Below are 20,023 nucleotides of genomic sequence, written 5' to 3' on the forward strand. Positions count from 1 at the left end.
GATGGCCGCTGCGGCCGGGCTGGACAGCGCAGTTCGGCGACATGCCTCGACGACGACCGCTATGCGGCTGGTTCCCAGCGATCTGCGCGACCCGACGGTGACCACCACTCGCGGTGCCGGCGAGCTCGTCCAGGCGGCGCTGGATGCCGGTGCCCGACGGCTGATCATCGGGTGCGGGGACTCAGGCACCTCGGACGGCGGCGCCGGGCTGGTTCAGGCGCTCGGCGGACGCATCCTCGACCGGGCCGGTGAGGAGATCGGAGTCGGTGGTGGCGAGCTGTCACGGGCCGCTCGCTTGGATCTCAGCTGACTCTCGCCCCCGAGTTCACGAGGTCGAGATCGTGGTCGCCTGCAACATGCACAACGTGCTGAGCGGGCAGCGCGGCGTGGCGCGCGTGTTCGGTCCGCAAAAGGGCGCCACCCCGGAGCAGGTGGAGGCGCTCACGGTATCGCTCGACCATTGGGCTGGACTGATCGAGCAGGCCGTCCCACGGGTCGCGGAGGAGCGCGACCTCCGCACCGGCGGCGGCACCGGGGCCCCCGGCGGACTTGGTGCCGCACTGCTCGGAGCCTGCGGCGCGCGGCTGGCCAGTCGGTTCGACGTCCTGCTGGACGGATCGCTGGTCGGCATCGACATCGACTCACTGATCCCTCGGCCCGACCTAGTGCTCACGGCGGAAGGCGCGGTCGACTACCAGACCCTGCGCGGGAAGGTGCGTGCCGAGATCGCGCGCCGCGCCAAGCGCGCCCGTAAACCGGTCGCCGCGCTCGCCGGCAGCATCGGCAAGGGTGCCGCCGACGTCCACGGCATCGGCATCGGCATCGGCATCGGCATCGGCATCGGCATCGGCATCGGCATCGGCATCGGCATCGACGCGATCATGGGGATCATGCCGATCCCATGGACCTCGCTCGAGCCGTCGACGAGGCTGACGAGCTGGTCACCAACGCGACGGAGCGGGCGATGCGGCTGATGCTGCTCGGGTGAGCGTTCGCGGACGCCGGCTGAGCGGCGCGGCACCGCGGTCGCCGGTGCCGTCACTCCTGGGAGGATGGCGCCATGACCGCTCGGGCGCATCGCTTTCGGCACTCGATCGAGCTGCCATCGCCGTACGACACAGACCGGCTGATGGGATTTCTCGCCAGTCGCGCCATACCTGGAGTGGAGGCGGTGGCCCGCGACGGCGGCTGGCGATACGCGCGCTCGTTGCGGCTGCCCGGCGGCGCCGGCTCGCTACTGATACGTACCGAGGGGCGGCGCGCGCTGGTCACCGGACTCCTCTCCGAGCGCGCCGATCGGACGGCGGCCGTGCAGGCCGCGACGGCCGTCCTCAACCTGCGGCCGGCACCCGCAGAGGTCGACGCGGCCTTTGCCCGTCATCCAGATACCCGCCCTCTAGTCGCTCGACGTCCGGGACTGCGGGTGCCGGGGGCCGCGGACGCCGCGGAGCTCGCCGTCCGGGCCATCGTGGGACAGCAGATCTCGATCGCCCGGGCCTCCGCGGCGTGCGGCGCGCTCGCTGCCGAGCACGGCGAGCCACTGCCACGCGAGCTGGCCGTGGATCCCGGGCTGACGCACCTGTTCCCGAGCGCTCGCACGTTGCGGGCCGCGAACCCCACGCGGCTCCGGATGCCGCGTGCGCGCGGCGCCGCGATCGTCGGGGTGGCAGATGCCCTCGCCGAAGGCCGAATCGACCTCGGCGCCGACCCGGTCGCCGTCCGGCGTCAGCTCGTCGCGCTCCGAGGCATCGGGCCGTGGACTGCGGGCTACATCTCGATGCGTGTCGGTCAGGACGCCGATGTGCTGCTTGAAGGCGACCTCATCGTTCGGCGCAGCGCCGCCGAGCTAGGTATGCCCGATACCCCTCGCGAGCTGTCGGCGTACGCCGAGCAGTTCGCTCCTTACCGGTCGTATCTGACGGTGCATCTCTGGGCCGCCTACACCTCGGGGTATAGCCCCGGAATGTAGGCGCTCTCCGCGCGGTGCCCTCTCTAAAAAACTTGCGAGAACCCATTGCAAACTCATTCGAACGCTTGTACGATATGATTAGACGTCGGGGAGGTGACGACCATGGACGAGCAGCGAACGGACCGCAGCGAGGCAAGCGAGCAACCGGTGGTCTTCACTCCTGCTCCCGCTCCTGCTCCTGCTCCTGAGTCTGCGGACGCCTCGGCGGAGCCGGACTGGGCGGTTCAGGCTGCGGCGTCGCCGGCTGATGCGGAGCGGTTGTGGCTGGCGAGCGAGTCTGCTCGGGAGCTGGACCGCGATCTGGATGAGGCGTTCGCGCATCTGCAGCGTGGGTATGAGCTGTTGCTGGGGATCGGGGAAGAGGGCGATCTGGGCGCGTTGGGCCCGGACCGCCTGATCACGATGGCGCAGCGTCTGGAGGCGCACCGCACGCGGCTGGTGATGGTCGATTCGTACGTGATCGAGGCGGCGAGGGAGGATCGGTTGCAGGATCACGTGTGCGCCAGCAGCATCCCCCTCGCGCTTTGCCGGGTGCTGCATATCTCCAGTGGTGAGGCGAACGCGCGCGCGAAACGCGCCGAGCAGTTGTTGCCGCAGAACGGGTTCAGCAGCGGCACCACCCCACCCACGCTGCCGCTGCTCGCGGACGCGGTCCGTGACGGTGCGGGGGTGTCGAGCGGTCAGGTGGATGTGATCTGCAAGGCCATGGCGCGAGTGGCGCAGAACCCCGAGGTGGATCACCAGCAGCGCGAGCTCGCCGAGCGGCTGCTGGTCCACCAGGCCGCCGGGTTGACGCATAAGGAGCTGGAGGTCGCGGCGGAGAAGGTCGAGGAGGTCATCAACCCCGACGGCACCCTGCCCAGCGACGACGTCGCCACGGCGCGGCGAGGGGTGATGATCGGGCCCGAAGGCCGCGACGGCACCCACAAGATCTCCGGCGCCCTGACCCGCGAGGGCAAGGCCCTGTTCGATGCCGCGATCGGGCCGTTCACCGCACCCCACCCCGCCGACGCCAACGGCCCGGATGACCGCACCGCCGCCCAGCGCACCCACGACGGCCTACAAGACGCCTGCCAACGCCTCCTCGAGCTCGCCGGAGCGCCCGCGTCCGGCGGGACCGCTGCCACGGTGCACATCACCATCGACCTCGACCGGCTCATCGAAGCCATCGCGCGGCTCCAAGACGACCCCTCCGGCCGCACGACCGCGCAGCAGGCCGCCGGCCGCATCGCCGGCAGCGGGCAGCTCACCATCAACGAGATCCTGCGCCTGGCCCGGGACGCGACCCTGATCCCGGTATGGATCAGCAACATCCACGGGATCGTGGCCTACGGCCGCGACCGCCGCACCGCATCCCCGGCCCAGACCCACGCCCTCATCGCCCGCGACGGCGGGTGCAGCTTCCCCGGCTGCCAAGCCCCACCCGACTGGTGCCAGCGCCACCACGTGATCGCGTGGTGGTCCGGCGGACACACCGACCTGGACAACCTCACCCTCGTCTGCGGGTACCACCACCGCGAATTCGACAAACGCGGCTGGGCCGTGGACATCATCAACGGCATCCCCGTCTGGACCCCACCGGCGTGGCTCGACCCCGAGCAGAAACCGCAGATCAACGCCCGGATCAAGATCCCCTGCCAAAACGAGATCACCCACCTCGCCGAGACCGTCAGGCACGCTCGAGAACAACGAGCTCGCGGCGGAGGCAGAGATCCCGGCGACCCCGCAGACCCGCTCGGCGGGCTGCTCGATCCCGGCGAGGACATCGACGAGCTCATCCAGCTCATCGCCGCACACATCCCCACCACACACCGCGACGCCTTCTACCGCGACGCCGCCGACCTCATCACCACCCACCTCCCCGCACCGGTGTCCACCCGATAGCGCGCGAAGCCAGTCAGACTCCACCTGCGGGACAGTGGACCACGCTCTCGGCCCTTTGGGCGTGCACCACTGCCCCACAGAACGGTGCGGGTCCACCCGCGGGCGCCGGCGACAGTTAGTCGCAGTCGGCGAGGGGGTCAGGGAGGCCGTCCGGAATTCGCTGGACGATCATCACGATCGCTTCGTGGATCTTCCAGTCGAGTGCCTTGACGCGTTCGCTGACCTCTTCGACCTGGGTGGCCGAGACTGCCCCAGCCCGCGGCACGAGAAACGCTTCCACGTGGAGCAGATGGCCGACGTCTCGTACCCGGCTGCGAGCATCCACCGCCCACGGCACAGCACGCAGCACGTCCTCCACCTGTGCCACGAGCGGGTGCGTGTGCTTGTTGTCGTAGGTTCGCGCCCGCCCATCCATCAACCCGCGCAGCGCGTAGCGCAGGTTGGACCAGCCGTCATTCACGATCGAGAAGGCGATTCCGATCGCGACGACGGCGTCCGCCCACCACCAGCCGATGCCGACACCGAGAATGCCGAGAATCGAGCCGCCGGCGGTCATCCAGTCCGCCTTCTGCATGTCTGCATCGGCGTACAGCACCCGGTCGTGCAAGGTCTGCGCCAACGGCATCTTGACCCGGGCGATGATGATCGGCCCGATGAGCGTGTAAACCAGCACCGCGATCATCAGCCACCCGGCCCAGATCGGGGTCCCGAAGATGCTGAGAGTCCCGATGGGCGGCCGTTCGGCGGCGATCAATGCCATCATCGAGTCAGCCACCAGCAGTACGCCGACCATCAGCAGCGCCGTCGACGCCGCGAGATGACCGCTGGCAATCGAGCGATGCCGCCCGAACGGGTGCTCGGACGACGGCGGCTTGCGGGCCTGCCGGGTAGCGACCAGGAAGGCGACCGGCGGTACGAGGGCGAGGATGTCCTCGATCCATGCTGCCTTCATCGTCTGCGACGAGCCCATCACGACGTAGATGAGTGTCACGCACGAGACCATGTAGGCGATGGTGATCCACTCGAGCCGGGTGGCCTTCTGCAACGCGGCCCGCTGCTGTGCCGGCAGGTCCGTGTGCCCGAAACGGACGGTCTGCTCGTTCATGCGCTGTCACCAGCGTGCTCGTCCAGCCAGCGCTCGAGATCTACCAGCAGGGCGTTCTCACCCATCCGGGTCGCCATCACGTGCGCTCGCTTGGTCGCCTCTGGCCCCTCGACCTGCTCAAGGTATGGGCGGGTGAAGGCCGCCTGTTCCGCCCACGGGCTGGTGTCCTCGAAGCCCGCCACCACGATGTCGAGCCGGCCCGCCTCGAGCTCCTCGATCAGCGCTGCCTCCGAGTCGACCTCCCATTCGACGTCCGCACCTAGGTGCTCGGCGTACTGCTCGACGAGCTCGACCTCGCTACCGGCCGGCTCGCCGCTGCCATCTGCCGCTACGTACGGCGGATGGTGGGCCGCTCCGGCACGCAGCAGCTGGTCGGAGCGGATCCGATCGAGGCTGCCGTCGGTGTCGTGCGGTAGTCCGCAGGCCGCGAGGAAGGCGAGAAGCGCCAACAAGGCGACCACAAGCCCGGCCGACCGGGGTCGAGCGCGCCCACCGGTAGTGATCATGCGCTGAAGGTACATCGAAAAACGTCAGCCCTGGACGGCACGATGACGGCCATGGAGTTTACCACCCTCATCGTGCTGCTGATCGCGCTGCTGTGCCTGGCGCTCGGCTCGGCCGCCGGCTACTGGGCCGGACGACGTGCCACCCCCGCAGACCCGCCCCTCGAGCTTGGTGCCGAGCTCGGCCCCCTGCGCGAGACCTTGTCCCGCGTCGAGGGCTTTCTCCAGAGCAACGAGACCGAACGGGCGAAGGCCCAGGGCGAGCTGAGCGAGCAGGTCCGAGCGATGCACGCGATGCAGTCCACGCTGGGCACTCAGACCACGGCGCTGGTCAACGCACTACGAGCCCCGCACGTTCGGGGCCGGTGGGGCGAGATGCAGCTGCGCCGCATCGTCGAATCGGCCGGAATGATCGACCACTGCGACTTCACCGAGCAGTACGCCGTCCGAGGAGACGACCGAGGAGTGCGCCCCGACCTGGTCGTCCACCTCACCCACAGCCGGGCGATCGCGGTCGATGCGAAGGTCCCGTTCACGGCGTTCATCGAGTCGATCGATGCCGACGACCGGGCGCGGGCCGGGCTCGTGCGCGAGCACGCGAAGCAGGTCCGCGCACACCTCGACCTGCTGTCCTCGAAGGGATACCAGGACGCCCTGGACGACTCCCCGGACTTCACTGTGATGTTCCTGCCTAGCGATGCGTTTCTGCAGCTGGCTCTGCAGCATGAGCCGGCGCTGCTCGAGCGCGGCTTCGACCGAAACGTCGTAATCGCGACACCATCGACGCTCCTGGCGCTCCTGCGCACCGTCGCGCACACCTGGCGGCAGGACACCGTCGGGCGGGAGGCCAAGCAGATCCTCGCGCTAGGTCAGCAGCTCGGCCAGCGCATCGGCACCTTCACCGCGCACCTCGCGAAGGTGGGCAGCTCGCTGGAGTCCAGCGTCAAGAGCTACAACAGTGCCGTCGGATCCCTTGAGCGGAATTTGCTGAGCACCTCGCGCAGACTGCACGAGCTGGGCGCCACGAGCGTCGTGACCGAGGTGCCCGAGTCGATCGACCGGGCCGTGCGGGAGCTGCACGTTGCCGACCCGCCGTCGGGGTCCAAAGATCCCCAGGTCCCAGCCGCTGCCGTCGCGCCGCGCGTCGCGCGGGCAACCGGTACGGAGCGGCCCTATCCTGAGTGAGTCAATGCCCGCACCGACCGCACAGGTAACCGAGTGAACGACGAGTACACGCCACGTGATGGAGCCGATGCCGACGACGCCCCGGCACGCTCGCGGTGGACCGTCGCACCGGGCTCGGTGCGTAGCGCATTCGACCGACGGTCCGAACGCGCGTCCCAGGCTCCGGTCGAGTCGGCAGGTGACCCGGACGCCGTCACTCCCCGGCGCAGCGCCCGCGAGATCATCGACGATGCGACCAAGGCGCCCTTCCGCGACGACCAACCGACGCGGATCAGTTCGCGCCGCCCGCAGGTTCCCAAGGCGGCGCACCCGCCCCTTCGTCGCCCGAGCACTGAGCCGCCGGCGCACACCGCGGGCCGCGTGCAGCGTGCGGCGCGCGCCCCGCTGCACGACGAGTCCACGCGGGTCGAGCCCGAGCTCGGGCAGCGCCGCGAGCTGACCCCCCTCACCTCGTCGTCCTCGAGCGGAGGAGGCGTCGTGCTGGCCGGCTTCGGCGGCGTGGTGCTGATCATCGTGCTCGGCCTGGTGGGCGCGATCATCGACTACTTGTTCACCGATCGTCTCGGGCTGCTGACCACCGTCGGGCTGACGGTCGGGGCGGCGCTCGCCGCACTCGCCACCCGCAAACGCGATCTCATGTCGGTAATGGTCGCTCCGCCGCTGGTGTACGCGGGCATCGCCTCGGTGGTGCTGCTGATGAGCGGCGAGGTCCGCCTGACCCGCGTCGCCGACATGGCGATCAGGGGGTTCCCGGTGATGGCGCTCGCGACCGGTGTCGCCGCGGTCATTGCCGGTATACGGCTGATCACCTCGAAGGTCGGCGAGCGCCCGTAACCTTGCTCCGACGGGCCGTCGCTCCCCGAACGCGCCGCCTCAGCGGCCAGCGGCCGCCCGCAGATCTCGCTTGAGCTCCTGCGGCAGTGAGAAGGTGAGCCGCTCCTCGGCCTCGGTGACCACCTCGACGTCCCCGAAGCCGTGCTCGGCCAGCAGTCCTAGGACGCCGCGCACGAGGTCGTCCGGGACGGATGCGCCGCTGGTCAGCCCGACCGTGCGCACCCCCTCCAGCCACTCGGGCTTGATGTCGCTGGCGTAGTCGATCAGGTACGACGCGCGGGCGCCGCTCTCGAGCGCGACCTCGACCAGCCGCACGGAGTTGGACGAGTTGCGCGAGCCGACGACGAGCACGAGGTCACAGTCGGCGGCGAACCGCTTGACGGCCAGCTGACGGTTCTGGGTGGCGTAACAGATGTCGTCGCTCGGTGGCGAGATGAGCTTCGGGAAGCGCTCACGCAGCGCGGCGACCGTGCGCATAGTCTCATCGACCGACAGCGTGGTCTGGGACAGCCAGACGACCTTCTCCGGATCGCGCACCTGCACGTTGGCGACGTCGTCCGGGCCGTCGATGAGGTGGATGTGCTCGGGGGCCTCGCCGCTGGTGCCGATGACCTCCTCGTGCCCATCATGGCCGATCAGCAGGATGTCGTAGTCGTCGGAGGCGAAGCGGCGGGCTTCCAGGTGCACCTTGGTGACCAGCGGGCAGGTCGCATCGATGGTCTTGAGGTTGCGCGCCTTCGCCTCCTCGTGCACGACGGGAGCGACACCGTGCGCCGAGAAGACGACGATGGAGCCCTCGGGGACCTCCTCGGTCTCCTCCACGAAGATCGCGCCGCGTTCCTCGAGGGTGCGCACGACGTGCACGTTGTGGACGATCTGCTTGCGGACGTACACCGGCGCGCCGTACAGCTCGAGGGCCTTCTCGACCGTCACGACCGCGCGGTCGACGCCCGCGCAGTAACCGCGTGGGTTGGCCAGCAGGACCTTCTTGCCGTTCGAGGGCCGAGACGACTGGGCGAGCGCCTCGGGCGTGAGGTCTGATGCGTGCGAATCCATGCTCCCAGGGTACGCATCGTCAGGCGGGATGGTGCACTCTAGAGGGCATGGCCGAATCACCGCTGTCTGCTGCCCTGTCCGCCTTGCTCTCGCCGAGCCTGCCGGCGCCGCTGAAGGCGATCGCGGGCCTGACGATCACCGCAATCGAGGACGCTCGCCACCTTCCGGTGAAGGTCGGCGAGCTGCCGAGCACCGTGCTCACCACGCTCGCCACCGGCTCCATGCGGGTGCAGCAGCAGTACGCGGACTGGGTCGCCAAGGGCGAGGAGTTCATCGGCTCGCTCCGTGCGCCGCAGCCGGACGTCCCCGCTTGGGCCACCTTCGACGAGGATCTCCCGGACGCTGGGATCGCCTCCCCGCAGAGCCAGGTCGACGCCGGCAGCTCGGCGCCTTCCCGGGTGTCCAACGGGCTGGGCCCCGGATCGGCATTCGACCTGCAGGACGCCGACGACCTGCCGGTCGCCCGCCGCCGGGCACCGGCGAAGCGGGTCGGCCCCGCGAAGACGTCGGAGCCGGTCAAGAAGGCTGCGCCGGCCAAGAAGACGGCGCCGGCCAAGAAGGCCACTCCCGCGAAGAACACGGCGCCGGCCAAGAAGGCGCCGCCGGTCAAGAAGGCGCCGCCGGTCAAGAACACCGCTGCAACGGAGGCGGCCCCCGGCACGAAGACTCCGGTGAAGAGGGCCCCGTCGGTCGCGAAGGCTGCGCCGGCAACCAGCGCCGCGCCCGTGGAGCAGCCAGGAGGACCGGCGTCCTTCGACGTGCCCGCCCCCAAGATCCCTGCGACCTCCAGCACGACGAACGCGTCTGTCTCGAACCCGGCTTCCGATGACCGGGCGGCCGGCTCGACGCAGCCCGCCGCGGCGCCGGCCACGCCGCAGTCGTTGCCGGACTTCGACTCGCTGACCATTCCGCAGCTCCGCTCGCGTCTGAAGACTCTCAAGCTCGCGGAGGTGCGCGAGCTCATCGACTACGAGGAGGCGGCCACGAACCGCCCGGCGGTGGTGCAGATGCTGCGCGCCCGCGCAGAGACCCTGCAGAAGTAGCCGGTGCCGCAGATCGCTCGCGGGCCCGAGAACCCGTACCCGGTCCGCGTCATCGCGATGAAGATCGCCGGCTGGATCGACCGTCTGGGGCCGATCTGGCTGGAGGGCGAGATCGCGCAGCTGAACGTTCGGGCGGGCACCAAACTGGCCTACCTGACGCTACGCGATCTGGAGGCGCAGTACTCGTTGCCGATCACCGCCCAGGTCGGCGTGGTGCAGGCCGTCGACGGCGGCCTCACCGAAGGCAACCGGGTAATCGTGCACTGCAAGCCGGAGTTCTGGGCTCAACGCGGGGCGTTCTCGATGCGCGCGCGGGAGATTCGCCAGGTGGGCCTCGGCGACCTGCTGGCGCGCATCGAGCGGTTGCGCAAGGCGCTGGAGGCCGAGGGCCTGTTCGCGGCCGAGCTGAAGCGGCCGCTACCGTTCCTGCCGCGCCGGATCGGGCTGATCACCGGACGCGATAGTGCTGCGGAGAAGGATGTGCTCAGCAACGCCCGCAAGCGCTGGCCGGCCGTCCAGTTCAGCGTGCTGAATGTTGCGGTCCAGGGCCAGACCGCAGCCGGTGAGGTGGTCGCGGCGCTGCGCCGGATGGACTCCGACGCCCAGATCGACGTCATCGTGATCGCGCGCGGCGGCGGGTCGGTCGAGGATCTGCTGCCCTTCAGTGACGAGTCGCTTGTGCGTGCCGTCGCGCAGGCCCGCACGCCGGTGGTCAGCGCCATCGGGCACGAACCGGACGCGCCGTTGCTGGACTACGTCGCGGACGTCCGCGCCTCGACCCCGACGGACGCCGCCAAGCGGGTCGTCCCCGACGTCGGCGAGGAGAATGCACGGATCGCGCAGGGCCGCGACCGGATCCGGGCTGCGCTGCAACGGTCCATCGACCAGGGTTACCACCTGATCGAGCAGCTCACCTCCCGGCCCGTGCTCGCCGCACCGGAGTCGATGATTCTGGATCGCCGCGACGACATCGAGCGGGGCCGCGACCGGATCCGTCGCGCCACCACACACCGCCTGGCGATCGAGCGTGAGACGCTGACAGCCGCGCGGGCTCGCGTCACCGCACTGTCCCCGACCGCGACACTGCAGCGCGGTTACGCCGTGCTGCAACGCACGGACGGCGCCGTCGTCACCTCCACCGATGTGTCCCCGGGCAGCCGGCTCAGCGCGCTCGTCACCGACGGACGGATCGACCTGACCGTCGAGCAGACCCACCCGAAGGAGACCTGATGACCCAGTCCGCCGACGACGGCCTGACCTACGAGCAGGCGCGCCACGCACTCGGGGAGGTCGTGCAGAAGCTGGAGGCGGGAGGGATCCCGCTCGAAGAGTCCATCGCGCTGTGGGAACGCGGTGAGAAGCTCGCCAACACCTGCCAGCGGCTGCTGGATGGCGCCCAGGAGCGCCTCGACGCAGCGATCGAGAACGCCCACCAGGACGACGAGATCTAGAGCCCAGCGCTACTTGGCGGGCTGCACGGACCCGGCCAGCTCGCGCAGCTCGGCGTACGCCGCGGTCCCGGACACGACGGCGACAAAACCCTCGCCCTCGGCGACCATCGCGCGGCCGCCGCTGCTGCTCACGGGCACCCACGTCAGCCCGCCCAGCTGGACCGGCTCGCCGTCCGGGTCGTTGACGATCTCCGCGTTGGCCAGCGCGCGGTCCAGCACCGCGTCACGGTCCCCGGAGCTGATGACATACCGGCCGGTCGCACCGTCCGGTGTGAGGTAGCCGATCGACAGGCCGGTGACCCGGTCGTCGTCATCGCGCAGCAGCACCGCCGAGGTCGCCTGCCACTGGTCACCCAGTACGGCCGGCGCCACCAGTGGATAGTCGACCTCCCGGGCGGCGCTGGAGATGTCGCCCTGCGGGTCGACCGTCGTCACCTGGTCCTCGCCCGGGCCGCAGAAGTACACGAACGCGACGACCGCGATAACGATGGGGATCAGCGACCACAACATGTCCTTGGCGGACTCGTATCCGCGCTTGCGAGGGCGGTAGGGCTGGGTGTCGGCCACCGGTCCATGATGCCGCAGCGGCACGGCGCGGACGGGGCGGGGCCAACCCATAGGATGGATCAGCAGCCAGATAGAAGGAGCCAGCCGTGCCCGGTGAGAACGAGACCACGCCCAAGCGCTCAGTGATCGCGCCAGACCGCAACATCGCCCTCGAGCTCGTCCGTGTCACCGAGGCTGCGGCGCTCGCCGCCTCCCGATGGGTCGGCCGCGGCAGCAAGAACGATGGCGACGGCGCGGCGGTCGACGCGATGCGCTCGCTGATCTCGACCGTCGAGATGCAAGGCGTCGTGGTGATCGGCGAGGGTGAGAAGGACGAGGCCCCGATGCTGTTCAACGGCGAGGAGGTCGGCACCGGCACCGGCCCGCGGTACGACGTGGCGGTGGACCCGATCGACGGCACCACCCTGATGGCGAAGGGCATGCCGAACGCCATCGCGGTCATGGCGCTGGCCGACCGCGGCTCGATGTTCGACCCGTCAGCGGTCTTCTACATGGAGAAGATCGCCGTCGGCCCGGACGCCGTAGGCTCGATCGACATCAACGCCTCGGTGGCCGACAACCTGGCCAGCATCGCCAAGGCCAAGGGGCGCCCGGTCAATGACCTCACGGTATGCGTGCTGGATCGGCCGCGTCACGAGCAGCTGGTCCGCGACATCCGCCAGGCTGGCGCGCGCATCAAGTTCATCTCGGACGGCGACGTCGCCGGCGCGATCGCGGCCGCCCAGCGCGGCGCGGCGGTCGACGTCCTCATGGGCATCGGCGGCACCCCGGAGGGCATCATCGCGGCATGCGCGCTGAAGTGCATGGGCGGTGAGATTCAGGGCAAGCTATGGCCGCAGGACGACGCCGAGCGGCAGAAGGCCCTCGATGCCGGGCACGACCTCGACCGCGTGCTGAGCATCCAGGACCTGGTTAGCGGCGAGAACGTGTTCTTCAGCGCCACCGGCATCACCGACGGCGAGCTGCTGAAGGGCGTGCGCTACGAGGGCCGCTCGGCGACGACGTCCTCCCTGGTGATGCGCAACTCCTCCGGCACGATCCGCCAGATCGACTCACGGCACGCGCTGGAGAAGGTGCACAGCTACTACGACGCGCAGGGCTAACGACCCGCTCAGCAACGGGTACGTCAGAGCGGGTAGTCCTCCAGGAGGCTCGTGACGAGCGCCGCGATCGGCGAGCGCTCGCTTCTGCTGAGCGTGTAGTGCGCGAACAGCGGGTGCCCCTTCATCGACTCGATGACGGCGTTGATGCCGTCGTGCCGCCCGACGCGAAGGTTGTCGCGCTGCGCGACGTCGTGCGTGAGGACGACGCGGGAGTTCTGTCCCATCCGGCTCAGCACGGTCAGCAGCACGTTGCGCTCCAGCGACTGTGCCTCATCGACGATCACGAACGCATCGTGCAGCGACCGACCGCGGATGTGCGTCAGCGGCAGCACCTCGAGCAGGTCGCGCTGCAGCACCTCGTCGATGACCTGCCGGGAGGTGACCGCGCCGAGGGTGTCGAAGACCGCCTGCGCCCACGGGTTCATCTTCTCCCCCTCGGTGCCGGGGAGATAGCCGAGCTCCTGGCCACCGACGGCGTACAGCGGACGGAACACGATGACCTTCTTGTGCACCCGCCGCTCAAGCACGGCCTCGAGACCGGCGCACAGCGCAAGGGCGGACTTGCCGGTCCCCGCCCGGCCGCCCAGGGACACGATGCCGACGCTCTCGTCGAGCAGGACGTCGAGGGCGATCCGTTGCTCGGCCGAGCGGCCGCGGATGCCGAATGCCTCCGCGCTGGCCCGGATCAGCCGGATCTGCTTCTCAGGGGTCACCCGGCCCAGGGCGCTGCTGCCCGCGGCATGCAGCACCAGTCCGGTGTGGCAGGGCAGATCGCGGGCCTCATCATGGTCGATGACGGTCGACTCGTAGAGCTCATCGAGCTGCTCAACGCTCATGTCGATCTCGCGCATGCCGGTCCAGCCGGTCTCGACGGCTCCGATCGCCCGGTACTCCTCCGCCGGCAGCCCGACGGCGGCGGCCTTCACCCGCAGCGGCATGTCCTTGGTGACCAGGACGACGTCCTCGCCCTCAGCGCGAAGATTCAACGCCACGGCAAGAATGCGGGCGTCGTTGCCGCCGTCACGGAAGCCGTTGGGCAGCACCGTAGCATCGACGTGGTTGAGCTCGACCCGGATCGTGCCGCCCTCATCGCCGATCGGGACCGGACCGTCGAGCCGGCCGTGCGCAGCGCGCAGATCATCGAGGGTGCGCAGCGACTCACGCGCGAACCAGCCGAGTTCGGGGTGGTGCCGCTTGGCCTCCAGCTCGCCGATGACGACGATTGGCAGCACGATCTCGTGCTCACCGAAGCGCCGCAGCGAGGTGGGGTCAGACAGCAGCACGCTGGTGTCGAGGACATAACACCGGCGCCGGCCACCCCCCTGCTGGCTCGAGGTGGAGTGGGAGCGCGCGCGTGGTGCCATGTGTAGTTCTCCTAGTGACGAGGAGGCGTTGTCGACTGCATGGACTGCTGTTTCAGTTGTGGTGCTGCTACCGGTGAACCTATGCCAGGGCGCGACGGCGGAGGCGGCGGACACGCCAATGCATCGTGGCCAGGAGGTTAAATCCCGCGATGCGCTCCCATTACGATCAGGGCATGTCCCACGAGCTCTCCATCGTCGAGGTCGCCCCGCGCGACGGCCTGCAGAACGAGAAGACCCTGCTGACCACGGCTGCGAAGGTCTCGCTCATCGAGCAGCTGGTGGAGGCCGGCGTACGCCGTATCGAGGCCGCGTCGTTCGTCCACCCGAAGCTGGTCCCGGCGATGGCTGACTCCGAGGCGGTGATGGAAGCGGTCCCTCGGCGGGGCGACGTCTCCTACATCGGCCTGGTGCTCAACTCGCGCGGGGGGGCGCGGGCCCAGGCTGCCGGGGTCGACGAGGTCAACGTGGTCGCGAGCGCGTCCGAGGGCTTCGCGCAGCGCAACCAGAACTCCTCCGTTGAGGCGATCATCAGCGAGGCCGAGCAGGTGATCGCAGACGTCAAGCAGGCCGGAATGCCGGTCTCCATCACGATCACGACGGTGTTCGGCTGCCCCTTCGACGGCGAGGTCGACCCGGACGTGACGGTGGGGCTGGCCGCCCGGGCGGCGAGGGCGGGCGTCGACGAGATCGCGCTCGGTGACACGATCGGCGTCGCCGTCCCCACCCAGGTATCGAGCTTGTTCAATGCGATACGGGCCGAGGTGGGTGACGGCGTCCGGCTGCGCGGGCACTTCCACAACACCCGCAACACCGGGTACGCGAACGCGTACGCGGCCCTGGAGGCGGGGGTGCGCGTGCTGGACGCGAGCGCGGGCGGCATCGGTGGTTGCCCCTTCGCGCCCGCCGCGACCGGCAACATCGCCACCGAGGACCTGCTGTACCTGGTGCACCGGATGGGCTACCGGACCGGCGTCGACCTGGAGAAGATCACGCCGATCTCCGCGTTCCTAGCCGGCGAGCTGCACCACGACACACCCGCGCTGCTGGGCAAGGCCGGCGGCTTCCCGACCCCGGACGGAGCACGCTGAATGCGTCGATCCATCACCGCCATTGCCGCCGCCGCGACCGGGCTTGTCCTACTGGCCGGCTGCGCAGCCGAGCCCGAATCGGACGGCGCACCCGCGTCCTCCTCGGCCACCCCGTCGGCGAGCGAGTCCGCCACCGACCCGGGCGACGAGTCGTCGTCCGCCGCGCCCTCCAGCGGCGACGCGCAGCCGAGCGACACCGCGGCCGCATCGTCATCCGCCGACGCCTCGGCCAGCCCCGAGCCCAGCGAGGCCCCGTTCGCAGCTGACACCAGCCCCGATACCGGGACCGCGTCCGCGGACGCCTCGCTCGTGCTGACGTCGGTGCGTACCGGCACGCAGGACGGCTTCGACCGCGTCGTGCTGGAGTTCAGCGGCCCGGGTGCCCCCGGGTGGGAGGCGCAATACACCGACGCCGCGTCCCGGCAGGGCCAGGGCGATCCGATCGATCCCGGCGGCAACGCGATCCTGGATATCCGGGTCAACGGCTCGGCGATCCCGGAGCCCGGCGCCGCCACGGTCCCCGCGGGCCAGATCTCCCCGGCCGGAACGAGCGTGATCAAGGGCGTGTTCAACGACGGCACCTTCGAAGGCGTGACCCACGTGGTCCTGGGCGTGGATGGCAAGAAGCCCTTCCGGGTGTTCTCGCTGGCGAACCCGCCGCGGGTGGTCATCGACGTCCAGCACTAGCTGACCCGAACGCTCCTCGAGCGAAGGAGCCCGGCCCCCGTAGCTGATCGAGTCACCGGCCTCGAGCACCAGCACCTCGAGCGCGCGGCGAGGGTCCTCGCCGAGGTCGCCAGCGCCGTCAGCAAGCCGGACGGGCAGCTACACGTGGCGCCGGGGTACCGAGCTGGCCTTCCTCCATCCGCTACCCAGATGCTGCCCGAATAGCTAGCCGACACCCGGGAACGCCAGAAGCCCCCGCAGGAAGTACCTGCGGGGGCTTCTTCGCTCAATCGAGCTAGCTGTAGTAGCCGTCGTCGAAGGTGTCCAGCGGGACGGCCTGGCCAGAGCCCTGGCCGAACACGCTGTCGTCGTAGTAGCCGCCCTCCTCGAAGGACGCCATCGAGTAGATCGACGCGCGGGCCTCCTCGGTCGGCTCGACCTTGATGTTGCGGTACCGCGAGATGCCGGTGCCGGCCGGGATCAGCTGACCGATGATCACGTTCTCCTTCAGGCCGACCAGCGAGTCGCTCTTGCCCTGGATGGCGGCGTCGGTGAGCACGCGGGTGGTCTCCTGGAAGGAGGCCGCCGACAGCCACGACTCGGTCGCCAGCGAGGCCTTCGTGATGCCCATGAGCACCGGACGACCGGACGCCGGCTCGCCACCCTCACCCACCACGCGGCGGTTCTCCGCGAGGAACTGGGCGTTCTCCGGCAGCGAGCCCGGCAGGAACTCGGTCGATCCGGAGTCGATGACGGTGATCCGCTTGAGCATCTGGCGGACGATGACCTCGATGTGCTTGTCGTGGATCTGCACGCCCTGCGAGCGGTAGACCTCCTGAACCTCGCGCACCAGGTGCAGCTGCACCTCACGCGGACCCATGATGCGCAGCACCTCATGCGGATCCACCGCACCGTCGGTCAGCTGCTGACCGATGGTGACGTGCGAGCCGTCTTCGACGCGCAGCCGGACACGCTTGGAGATCTTGTCGTACACGACCTCGTCGCTGCCGTCGTCCGGGATGATCGTGATCTTGCGCTGCTTGTCCTGATCCTCGATCTGGATCCGGCCGGAGGTCTCGGCGATCGGCGCCTTGCCCTTGGGCACCCGGGCCTCGAACAGCTCGACCACGCGCGGCAGGCCGTGCGTGATGTCGCCGGAGTCGGAGACCGCGCCACCGGTGTGGAAGGTACGCATCGTCAGCTGGGTACCGGGCTCACCGATCGACTGGGCCGCGATGATGCCGACGGCCTCGCCGACGTCCACGGTCTTGCCGGTGGCCAGCGACCGGCCGTAGCAGGCCGCGCAGGTGCCGACCGCGGACTCACAGGTGAGCACGCAGCGGACCCGGACCTCCTTGATGCCGGCGTCGATCAGCGCGTCGATGACGGTGTCACCGAGGTCGGTGCCCTTCTCCGCGATGACCTTGCTGCCGACCTTGACGTCCTCGGCGAGCATCCGCGCGTACGACGAGGTCTCGGCGTGCTGGTCCTTGATCAGCGAGCCATCGGTGCCCTCCGCAGCGATCGGCATGACGACGGCGCGCTCGGTGCCGCAGTCCTCCTCGCGGATGATGACGTCCTGCGAGACGTCCACCAGACGACGGGTCAGATAGCCCGAGTCGGCGGTCCGCAGCGCCGTGTCGGCCAGACCCTTGCGGGCACCGTGGGTGGCGATGAAGAACTCCAGCACCGACAGGCCCTCGCGGTAGGAGGACTTGATCGGGCGCGGGATGATCTCGCCCTTCGGGTTGGCCACCAGGCCACGCATGCCGGCGATCTGACGCAGCTGCAGCCAGTTGCCGCGGGCGCCCGAGTCGATCATGACGTAGACCGGGTTGGTCTCCTCAAAGTTCGCCTCGGTGGCCTTGGCGACCTCCTCGGTGGCACGGGTCCAGACCTCGATCAACTCCTGGCGCCGCTCGTCACCGGTGATGACGCCGCGCTGGTACTGCTTCTCGATCTTGTCGGCGTCCGCCTCGTAGCGCGAGATGATCTCGGGCTTCTGCGGGGGCGTCGAGACGTCCTCGATGCCGATCGTGATGCCGGCGCGGGTCGCCCAGTAGAATCCGGCCGACTTCAGCGCATCCAGCGAGGCCGCGACCTGCACCTTCGGGTAGCGCTCGGCGAGATCGTTGACGATCTGGCCCAGCTCCTTCTTCGAGACCGGGTAGTTGATGAAGCGGTAATCCTCCGGCAGCGCCTCGTTGAGGATGACGCGGCCGAGGCTCGTCTCGAGCACGAACGGCTCGCCCGGCTCCCAGCCCTCGGGTGCCTCCCACGGCTCGGCGTCACCGTTGTCGACGCTGTGGAAGCCACGCAGCCGGATCTTGCACTTCGCGTCGATCGCGAGCTTGCCGCGGTCGAAGGCCATCAGTGCCTCGGCGTGCGAGGAGTACACGTCGCCCTCGCCGGCGCCGCCGGCGATCAGGTTCGACAGGAAGTACAGGCCGATGATCATCTCGTGCGACGGTGCGGTGATCGGGCGGCCGGACGCCGGCGAGAGGATGTTGTTGCTCGACAGCATCAGGATCCGGGCCTCGGCCTGCGACTCGGCGGACAGCGGCAGGTGCACCGCCATCTGGTCGCCGTCGAAGTCGGCGTTGAACGCCGCGCACACCAGCGGATGGATCTGAATGGCCTTGCCCTCGACCAGCTGCGGCTCGAAGGCCTGGATGCCCAGTCGGTGCAGCGTCGGTGCGCGGTTGAGCAGCACCGGGTGCTCGGTGATGACCTCTTCGAGGACGTCCCACACCTGCGGGCGAGCCCGCTCCACCATCCGCTTCGCGGACTTGATGTTCTGCGCGTGGCCGAGGTCGACCAGGCGCTTCATCACGAACGGCTTGAACAGCTCGAGCGCCATCAGCTTCGGCAGACCGCACTGGTGCAGCTTCAGCTGCGGGCCGACGACGATGACCGAGCGGCCGGAATAGTCGACGCGCTTACCGAGGAGGTTCTGGCGGAACCGGCCCTGCTTGCCCTTGAGCAGATCGGACAGCGACTTCAGCGGGCGGTTGCCCGGGCCGGTGACCGGACGGCCGCGGCGGCCGTTGTCGAACAGCGCGTCGACCGACTCCTGCAGCATCCGCTTCTCGTTGCTGATGATGATCTCGGGGGCGCCGAGATCGAGCAGTCGCTTCAAGCGGTTGTTGCGGTTGATGACGCGGCGGTACAGGTCGTTCAGGTCGGAGGTGGCGAAGCGGCCACCGTCAAGCTGCACCATCGGGCGCAGCTCCGGCGGAACGACCGGGACGGCGTCCAGCACCATGCCAGCCGGCGAGTTGCCGGTCTGCTGGAAGTGCGCGACCACCTTCAGGCGCTTGAGGGCGCGGATCTTCTTCTGGCCCTTGCCCTCGGCGATGATCTCGCGCAGCTTCTCGGCCTCGGCGGCGAGGTCGAAGTCCTGCAGCAGCTTCTGCAGCGCCGCAGCGCCCATGCCGCCCTCGAAGTACTCACCGAACCGGTCGACCAGCTCCCGGTAGAGCATCTCGTCGACGATCAGGTCGCCGACCGCGAGCTTGCGGAAGGTGTCGAGCACCTCGTCGATGCGGTCGATCTCGCGCTGCGCACGGTCACGCAGCTGACGCATCTCCCGCTCTCCGCCGTCACGCACCTTGCGGCGCACGTCGGCCTTGGCGCCCTCGGCCTCGAGCTCGGCCAGGTCGGTCTCGAGCTTCTTGGCCCGGGCCTCGACGTCGGCGTCGCGCTTGTTCTCGAGCTGCTTCTTTTCCGCGGCCACCTCGGCCTCCACGGTGGACAGGTCGCGATGACGAGCATCGGCGTCCACCGAGGTGATGAGGTAGGCGGCGAAGTAGATGATCTTCTCAAGATCCTTCGGCGCGATGTCCAGCAGGTAGCCCAAGCGCGACGGCACGCCCTTGAAGTACCAGATGTGGGTCACCGGAGCGGCCAGCTCGATGTGGCCCATGCGCTCACGACGCACCTTGGCGCGCGTGACCTCGACGCCGCAGCGCTCGCAGATGATGCCCTTGAAGCGCACTCGCTTGTACTTGCCGCAGTAGCATTCCCAGTCGCGGGTCGGGCCGAAGATCTTCTCGCAGAAGAGGCCGTCCTTCTCCGGGCGGAGGGTGCGGTAGTTGATGGTCTCAGGCTTCTTGACCTCGCCGTACGACCAAGCGCGGATGTCGTCGGCAGTCGCCAGCCCGATCTTGAGCTGATCGAAGACGTTTACGTCGAACACGTATGTA

General features: G+C 69.2%; 18 protein-coding genes. 12 read left to right on the forward strand and 6 right to left on the reverse strand.

Translation table 11 applies throughout. The features are described from left to right. The first annotated feature begins 1 nt into the window (after position 1). The 4 genes from DAA40_RS16855 to DAA40_RS04730 all read left to right on the forward strand — a co-directional run bounded on the left by DAA40_RS16855 (position 2) and on the right by DAA40_RS04730 (position 3,853). On the forward strand, positions 2–310 hold the full coding sequence (locus tag DAA40_RS16855) for a glycerate kinase (RefSeq protein WP_199849511.1): 309 nt from the start codon (positions 2–4) through the stop codon (positions 308–310). Further along, positions 270–974, forward strand: coding sequence for a glycerate kinase (locus tag DAA40_RS16355; protein WP_255413451.1), 705 nt, complete (start codon positions 270–272; stop codon positions 972–974). The genes DAA40_RS16855 and DAA40_RS16355 overlap by 41 nt, the downstream gene beginning before the upstream one ends. Before the next feature lie 86 nt (positions 975–1,060). Next, positions 1,061–1,969 carry a DNA-3-methyladenine glycosylase gene (locus DAA40_RS04725; RefSeq protein WP_106848512.1) on the forward strand — a complete coding sequence of 303 codons (909 nt, stop codon included), beginning with the start codon at positions 1,061–1,063 and terminating at the stop codon, positions 1,967–1,969. Positions 1,970–2,071: 102 nt separating this feature from the next. Then, entirely contained in the window at positions 2,072–3,853 is a 1,782-nt protein-coding gene (locus DAA40_RS04730; RefSeq protein ID WP_106848513.1) for an HNH endonuclease signature motif containing protein, read from the forward strand. A 115-nt stretch (positions 3,854–3,968) separates the two neighbouring features. On the opposite strand, the gene DAA40_RS04735 is transcribed toward DAA40_RS04730, so the two are convergent. Together DAA40_RS04735 and DAA40_RS04740 are read right to left on the reverse strand one after the other, a co-directional pair. Further along, positions 3,969–4,958 (reverse strand): cation diffusion facilitator family transporter, encoded by a 990-nt coding sequence (locus tag DAA40_RS04735; RefSeq protein WP_106848514.1) that lies wholly within the window; start codon positions 4,956–4,958, stop codon positions 3,969–3,971. Continuing rightward, the gene (locus DAA40_RS04740) at positions 4,955–5,464 is read right to left on the reverse strand and encodes an ABC transporter substrate-binding protein (RefSeq protein WP_158716238.1); all 510 of its coding nucleotides are present in this window, start codon (positions 5,462–5,464) and stop codon (positions 4,955–4,957) included. Before DAA40_RS04740 ends, DAA40_RS04735 begins: the two co-directional genes overlap by 4 nt. Before the next feature lie 51 nt (positions 5,465–5,515). Between DAA40_RS04740 and DAA40_RS04745 the strand changes: the two genes are divergently transcribed. Beyond that, the gene (locus DAA40_RS04745) at positions 5,516–6,646 is read left to right on the forward strand and encodes a DNA recombination protein RmuC (protein ID WP_158716239.1); all 1,131 of its coding nucleotides are present in this window, start codon (positions 5,516–5,518) and stop codon (positions 6,644–6,646) included. Between the two features lie 33 nt (positions 6,647–6,679). Continuing rightward, positions 6,680–7,480: a DUF6542 domain-containing protein gene (locus DAA40_RS04750; RefSeq protein WP_106848517.1), complete on the forward strand. Its 801-nt coding sequence runs from the start codon at positions 6,680–6,682 to the stop codon at positions 7,478–7,480. 39 nt (positions 7,481–7,519) lie between these two features. On the opposite strand, the gene DAA40_RS04755 is transcribed toward DAA40_RS04750, so the two are convergent. After that, a complete protein-coding gene (locus tag DAA40_RS04755; protein ID WP_106848518.1) occupies positions 7,520–8,536 on the reverse strand; it encodes a 4-hydroxy-3-methylbut-2-enyl diphosphate reductase in 1,017 nt (338 codons plus the stop codon). Between the two features lie 47 nt (positions 8,537–8,583). On the opposite strand from DAA40_RS04755, the gene DAA40_RS16110 reads away from it, so the two are divergent. The 3 genes from DAA40_RS16110 to DAA40_RS04770 are packed head-to-tail and all read left to right on the forward strand — an operon-like array spanning position 8,584 to position 11,030. Beyond that, positions 8,584–9,579: a lipid droplet-associated protein gene (locus DAA40_RS16110; protein ID WP_158716240.1), complete on the forward strand. Its 996-nt coding sequence runs from the start codon at positions 8,584–8,586 to the stop codon at positions 9,577–9,579. A 3-nt stretch (positions 9,580–9,582) separates the two neighbouring features. Next, a complete protein-coding gene (gene xseA / locus DAA40_RS04765; protein ID WP_234356238.1) occupies positions 9,583–10,809 on the forward strand; it encodes an exodeoxyribonuclease VII large subunit in 1,227 nt (408 codons plus the stop codon). Next, on the forward strand, positions 10,809–11,030 hold the full coding sequence (locus DAA40_RS04770; protein ID WP_106848520.1) for an exodeoxyribonuclease VII small subunit: 222 nt from the start codon (positions 10,809–10,811) through the stop codon (positions 11,028–11,030). The genes xseA and DAA40_RS04770 overlap by 1 nt, the downstream gene beginning before the upstream one ends. A gap of 9 nt (positions 11,031–11,039) precedes the next feature. Here DAA40_RS04770 and DAA40_RS04775 read toward each other — a convergent pair whose 3' ends face one another. Then, entirely contained in the window at positions 11,040–11,597 is a 558-nt protein-coding gene (locus DAA40_RS04775) for a DUF4245 domain-containing protein (protein WP_158716241.1), read from the reverse strand. A gap of 86 nt (positions 11,598–11,683) precedes the next feature. On the opposite strand from DAA40_RS04775, the gene glpX reads away from it, so the two are divergent. Then, positions 11,684–12,700, forward strand: a complete 1,017-nt coding sequence (gene glpX, locus DAA40_RS04780) for a class II fructose-bisphosphatase (protein ID WP_106848522.1) — start codon at positions 11,684–11,686, stop codon at positions 12,698–12,700. Positions 12,701–12,723: 23 nt separating this feature from the next. Here the strand turns inward: glpX and DAA40_RS04785 are convergent, their stop codons facing one another. After that, on the reverse strand, positions 12,724–14,064 hold the full coding sequence (locus tag DAA40_RS04785; RefSeq protein WP_106848523.1) for a PhoH family protein: 1,341 nt from the start codon (positions 14,062–14,064) through the stop codon (positions 12,724–12,726). Between the two features lie 173 nt (positions 14,065–14,237). Between DAA40_RS04785 and DAA40_RS04790 the strand changes: the two genes are divergently transcribed. Further along, entirely contained in the window at positions 14,238–15,152 is a 915-nt protein-coding gene (locus tag DAA40_RS04790) for a hydroxymethylglutaryl-CoA lyase (RefSeq protein WP_106849265.1), read from the forward strand. After that, on the forward strand, positions 15,153–15,839 hold the full coding sequence (locus DAA40_RS04795) for a hypothetical protein (RefSeq protein ID WP_106848524.1): 687 nt from the start codon (positions 15,153–15,155) through the stop codon (positions 15,837–15,839). 274 nt (positions 15,840–16,113) lie between these two features. Here the strand turns inward: DAA40_RS04795 and DAA40_RS04800 are convergent, their stop codons facing one another. Next, positions 16,114–20,016 carry a DNA-directed RNA polymerase subunit beta' gene (locus DAA40_RS04800; RefSeq protein WP_106848525.1) on the reverse strand — a complete coding sequence of 1,301 codons (3,903 nt, stop codon included), beginning with the start codon at positions 20,014–20,016 and terminating at the stop codon, positions 16,114–16,116. Positions 20,017–20,023: the final 7 nt, after the last annotated feature.

The organism is Blastococcus sp. Marseille-P5729 (genome assembly GCF_900292035.1).
Lineage (GTDB): Bacteria > Actinomycetota > Actinomycetes > Mycobacteriales > Antricoccaceae > Cumulibacter.